The sequence below is a fragment of the Synechococcus sp. B60.1 genome (assembly GCF_047462555.1).
Classification (GTDB): Bacteria; Cyanobacteriota; Cyanobacteriia; order Thermostichales; family Thermostichaceae; genus Thermostichus.
The window spans coordinates 1-4998 of record NZ_JANSJN010000137.1 but is presented as its reverse complement, the minus strand read 5'-3'; the positions used below and the strand labels follow the sequence as shown (position 1 = coordinate 4998).

At 59.2% G+C, this 4998-nt stretch carries 5 protein-coding genes and 1 pseudogene; 2 read left to right on the top strand and 4 right to left on the bottom strand.

Annotated features, from left to right (window positions below):
• Together NW863_RS12175 and NW863_RS12170 are read right to left on the bottom strand one after the other, a co-directional pair.
• Nucleotides 1-263 (bottom strand): annotated as a pseudogene (locus NW863_RS12175) (RNA-guided endonuclease TnpB family protein); the annotation flags it as partial.
• Between the two features lie 139 nt (nucleotides 264-402).
• Nucleotides 403-918 carry a bifunctional nuclease family protein gene (locus NW863_RS12170; RefSeq protein WP_414366662.1) on the bottom strand — a complete coding sequence of 172 codons (516 nt, stop codon included), beginning with the start codon at nucleotides 916-918 and terminating at the stop codon, nucleotides 403-405.
• 65 nt (nucleotides 919-983) lie between these two features.
• Between NW863_RS12170 and NW863_RS12165 the strand changes: the two genes are divergently transcribed.
• A complete protein-coding gene (locus NW863_RS12165) occupies nucleotides 984-1760 on the top strand; it encodes a cobalt-precorrin-6A reductase (protein WP_414366661.1) in 777 nt (258 codons plus the stop codon).
• On the opposite strand, the gene NW863_RS12160 is transcribed toward NW863_RS12165, so the two are convergent.
• Nucleotides 1757-2113, bottom strand: coding sequence for a single-stranded DNA-binding protein (locus NW863_RS12160; protein WP_414366659.1), 357 nt, complete (start codon nucleotides 2111-2113; stop codon nucleotides 1757-1759). The genes NW863_RS12165 and NW863_RS12160 overlap by 4 nt on opposite strands.
• 313 nt (nucleotides 2114-2426) lie before the next feature.
• On the opposite strand from NW863_RS12160, the gene NW863_RS12155 reads away from it, so the two are divergent.
• The gene (locus NW863_RS12155; RefSeq protein ID WP_414366657.1) at nucleotides 2427-4583 is read left to right on the top strand and encodes an NAD(P)H-quinone oxidoreductase subunit 5; all 2157 of its coding nucleotides are present in this window, start codon (nucleotides 2427-2429) and stop codon (nucleotides 4581-4583) included.
• On the opposite strand, the gene NW863_RS12150 is transcribed toward NW863_RS12155, so the two are convergent.
• Entirely contained in the window at nucleotides 4580-4720 is a 141-nt protein-coding gene (locus NW863_RS12150) for a hypothetical protein (RefSeq protein ID WP_414366655.1), read from the bottom strand. The genes NW863_RS12155 and NW863_RS12150 overlap by 4 nt on opposite strands.
• Between the last annotated feature and the right edge of the window lie 278 nt (nucleotides 4721-4998).

Below are 4998 nucleotides of genomic sequence, written 5' to 3'. Positions count from 1 at the left end.
CTCAACCGGGAGTAGTGGTCTCTGACCCGGTTCAACCGCTGTCCATTCCAGTGATCCCCCTCAGAGGTCTGGGCAATATCCCTCCTACCCAAATCCACGCCCATTGCCTTGACGGCGTGCTCCGGCTCTGGTGCTTCAGACTCCACGCCAATCTGGATGTAGTAGGAACCGTCTTGGCGTTTGACCAACGTGGCTGCTTTGGGATGAGAGCCTGCTAGCCTGCCACGCTGGTAGTGACCTATATCTAGCTCAAAGCGCTCGCGTCGGTGGTCAGCGACACCGTCGGATCCTTTGAAAGGGAGGAGAGAAGTCAACCCAAGCAGACCCCTAGGCTAGCAAGAGTAGAGACCGGCCAATGGCTTCAGCTCCTCCAGTAGGGGACAGCTCAGGAAGGCTATAACTTCAACTGTCTGCTTCCGTGGGGTGGTCAGTGAAGGGGTGGCTGCGAATAAAGTCTTTGGGCGTTACGTTTTCCACAAACTTGCGGAAGGCCTCCCGCTCTGCTTCGTCAGCATCTTGGTTCATCGGGATCGAGGCTTCCGCGATTACCTCTTCTACAGTCCAGATGGGGGCATGGGCCCGCAGGGCAAGGGCAATGGCATCGCTGGGGCGGCAGTCAATCTCCTGCTTTTTATCGCCGCAGACTGTAACAAGCACTGCATAGAAGGTATTGTCCAGCAGGGCATGGATGATAACCCGCTCCAGCTTGATCCCCCAAGCTTTCCAGGAGTTCAGAATAAGGTCATGGGTCATAGGGCGGAGGGGCTTTTGGTCGTCCAGCGCCTGCAGAATGGCGTTGGCCTCCGCTCTTCCTACCCAGATGGGTAGGGCACGCCGCTCATGGGTATCGCGCAAGATGACAATGGGAGCCTGGTTGACAGCGTCGACCGCGATCCCAGCCACATGCATCTCGATCATGAGCACTCGCCTCCAGCCTTTAGACCTCGATCGTATCCACTGGTAGCAAACTTTGGCAACACAACATGGGCTCGGTTCGTAAATCACTTGAAGTGGCCCTCATCGGTGGCAGCAGCGAAAGCCGCAGCTTGGCCCACGTCCTCAGCCATGAGGGGATCCCTTGGATAGCCACCGTCACCACCGAGGGGGCCAGAAGGCTATATCGGGATTTGCCGGGGCAAGTGATAGTTACCCGATTTTCGCCCCTATCTTTGTTACAGTTTCTACAGGAACACGGGATCCGCGTGCTGGTGGATGCTTCCCATCCCTTCGCCCAAGAGATCTCGCAACTGGCCATGCAGGTGACCGCCCAACTGGGGATCCCCTACCTGCGCTACGAGCGCCCCCCGGTGGCGTTGGATCCCTGGGTACAGGTAGCGTCAGACTGGCAGGTGTTGCTCACGGATGGCGTACTGGCAGGGCGGCGGGTGCTGCTAACGGTGGGGGTGAAGGCATTGCCCCTGTTTGTGCCCTGGCAGGATCGCTGCCAACTGTGGGCGCGGGTGCTACCAGAGTCGGTTCCCCGGGCAGTGCAAGCCGGGATCCCTGCCGAGCGGGTGATTGGGATGCGCTTGCCCCTCAGCTTGGAGCAGGAACTGCAGCTTTGGCAGAGGCTGGAGCCCCAAGTGGTTATTAGTAAGGACTCTGGAGAAGCTGGTGGCCTGGCCATCAAGCAGGCTGTGGCTAAAACTCTGGGGATTCCCCTGTGGGTAATCCAACGGCCACTCTTAAGCTACCCCTGGTGTAGTCAAGACTTGGCCGAGGTGGTGCGGGAGTGCCAACGCCGGTTGGAGGGGACTTAGAACGGCTCCTCTGCAGGCAGGTCAGGCTCGCGATCTTGACGGGATCCCAGCAATTCCAGCCGATCCACGGCGATGATCGGCCTCTGGCGATCCTCCCCAGTGGTTCGATCTTTCCAGCGATCGAACTTGAGGCTGCCTGTTACCCCGATGAGGCTGCCCTTGCGCACATATTCTCCGGCCACTTCAGCGGTGCGCCCCCACAGCTCCAGGTTGAACCAATCGGGCTTGTCCTCTCCTTTGCGGAAGCGGTTGACCGCCAAGCTAAAGGTACACACCACCTTGCCCGACTCAAAGTAGCGCACCTCTGGATCCATTCCGGCTCTCCCCACCAGGGTCACCAGGTTTAGGCTCATGGGCTTTTCTCCAGACAGTCTGTGGCTTTCAGCCTTCAGTTGTAGCGCTTACAAGGGATCCCTGTCATCTTGCCACAGGCTTAGGGATAACTTTCAGCCTATCTTCCGATTCTCCTGCGGGGATCCCGGTTGATCGGGAGGAAAAATCTTTGCTCTCATGGATTGGGTGACTGCAGGGGGGCGCTGATTGTGTTGCAAAGATTTACAATATCAGAAGCCCCAGAGCAACTGCCGGCCTCTGACCCGTAGACAGATTCCCACCGGCCAGCAGGGAGGGTTCACTACCGCAAGAGAACGCATTCAGCAGTATCCCATGGAATTCATCTACGCATACGCCTGGTTGATCCCCGTCTATCCCCTGGTGGCAGCCTTTTTGCTTGGCCTAGGCATCCTGGTGTTCAACGCCTGGACAAGGGCCAACCGCTCTCTAGCCGCCTTTTTGAGTGTGTTCGCAACGGGGACGGCGATGGTTCACGCCTTTGCCCTCTTGGCCAGCCAACTGCAGGGCCATGAAACCGTCCTCAGAACCATCACCTGGGCCCAGGCGGGATCCTTCTCGCTGGACATGGGCTTTGTAGTCGACCACCTCAGCGCCATGATGCTGGTGGTGGTGACCACCGTGGCCTTCTTGGTACAGATCTACTCCGATGGCTACATGGCCCAGGATCCCGGCTATGTACGTTTCTACGCCTACCTGAGTCTGTTCGCCTCCTCGATGCTGGGCCTGGTGCTCAGTCCCAACCTGGTACAGATCTACATCTTCTGGGAGCTGGTGGGGATGTGCTCCTACCTGCTGATTGGCTTCTGGTACGAGCGGCAGGCGGCGGCAGAGGCAGCCCAGAAGGCATTTGTGGTCAACCGGGTGGGCGACTTTGGTCTGTTGCTGGGCATTTTGGGCTTTTACTGGATTTCTGGAACCTTCGAGTTCGAGGAACTGGCCCGCAATGTGGAGCAGATGGTGGCCAACGGCTCGGTGAGCAGCAGCTTGGTTGCCCTGTTTGCCCTCTTGGTGTTCTTGGGGCCGGTGGCCAAGTCGGCTCAGTTCCCGCTGCACGTGTGGCTGCCGGATGCCATGGAAGGTCCCACGCCTATTTCGGCCCTCATCCACGCGGCCACCATGGTTGCTGCCGGAGTATTCCTGTTGGCACGTATGTTCCCAGTGCTGGAAGGGATCCCGGCAGTCATGAACCTCATTGCCTGGACAGGGGCGGGCACGGCTTTCTTGGGGGCCAGCATCGCCATCACCCAAAACGACATCAAAAAGGGCCTGGCCTACTCCACCATCTCCCAACTGGGCTACATGGTCATGGCCATGGGATCCGGCGCCTATGGGGCGGGCTTATTCCATCTGATGACCCACGCCTACTTCAAGGCGCTGCTCTTTTTGGGCTCTGGCTCCGTAATTCATGGCATGGAGGCGGTGGTGGGCCACGACCCGGTTTTGTCCCAGGACATGCGCCTGATGGGAGGGCTGCGCAAATACATGCCAGTTACGGCCATCACGTTTTTGATTGGCACGCTGGCCATCTGTGGGATCCCGCCCCTTGCCGGCTTTTGGTCTAAAGATGAGATTTTGGCTGCGGTTTTTGAGCACAACCCAGCCCTCTGGGGGGTGGGCTTCCTCACGGCGGGGATCACCGCCTTCTACATGTTCCGCATCTACTTCCTCACCTTTGAAGGGGAGTTTCGCGGCACCAACCTGAGACTGCGGCAGGAGGTAGCCGTCAGCCAGGGCCGACCGGTGCCGGCTTTTGCCTACGCTTTTGCCGGGAAAGAGCCGGCCTTTGGCCCCGGTGCCATGAACATTTACGAAAAGCCCCAGCCCAGCAGCCATCCTGAAGCTGTGGAAGACGGGCACGATGGGCATGGCCACGCTGCCGAGCCGCATGAGTCTCCCCTGTCGATGACGATTCCGCTGGTGGCGCTGGCGGTTCCTTCGGTGCTGATCGGCTTGGTGGGCACTCCCTTTGCCAACTTCTTTGAGGCCTTTATCCATCCGCCGGGCGAGACTGTGGCGGAGGCCGGATCGGTTTTGCCGCTGGTGGCAGCCGAGTGGCAAGCGGTGCTGGCTGGCCACTTCGATTGGACGGAGTTTTTGGTCATGGCGGGCAGCTCGGTAGGTATTGGGCTGATTGGCCTTGCCCTGGCCAGCCTGATCTACTGGCAGAAGCGCATCGATCCGAGCACCTTCCCCCAAAGCCTGCAGCCGCTCTACTACTTCTCGCTTAACAAGTGGTACATCGACGATCTCTACGATCGGGTCTTTGTGCAGGGCACTCGCTTTGTGGCGCGGGAAGCGCTGGAGGTGGACAGCCGCATTGTCGATGGGGTGGTCAACTTGACGGGCCTGGTGGCGATGGTCAGCGGCGAAGTGATGAAATACCTGGAAAACGGCAAGGCGCAGTTTTACGCTTTGATCATCTTTGCGGCGGTGGTGGTGATGGTAGTGCTTTCTGGGGTTGGGGTCTAGCCCATGGGCCAGAGGCTGATACAGGCCGCGGGATCCCGATACACCCGCAGCGCCGAGCGGGAAGGAAAGCGACGCAGCCAAATGCAGTAGTCGTCGCCGCCGCTGGCCAGCCAGCGATCCCCAGGAGCGCTGGCCACTGCCCCAATCCAGTTGCCGTGTTCGGGATGAACACTGAGAAGCTTTCCGGTGAAGGGATCCCAACGCTTGAGGGCGTAGTCCGCCCCGCCTTCCGCCAGTTACCGACCCTTAAGAGCTAGCTAATCTGCCGTTCGTGCTAGCGGGACGTAGTCCTTGAAGCCCCGCTCTGTACCCCCGTACATGGGGGGACTGGGGGTCGGTCGGAGTCGCTGGGGAGAGGCGGGAACATCCCAGTTGTGAATAGGTACAATACTCTCACCAGGAGAATTGCCTACCA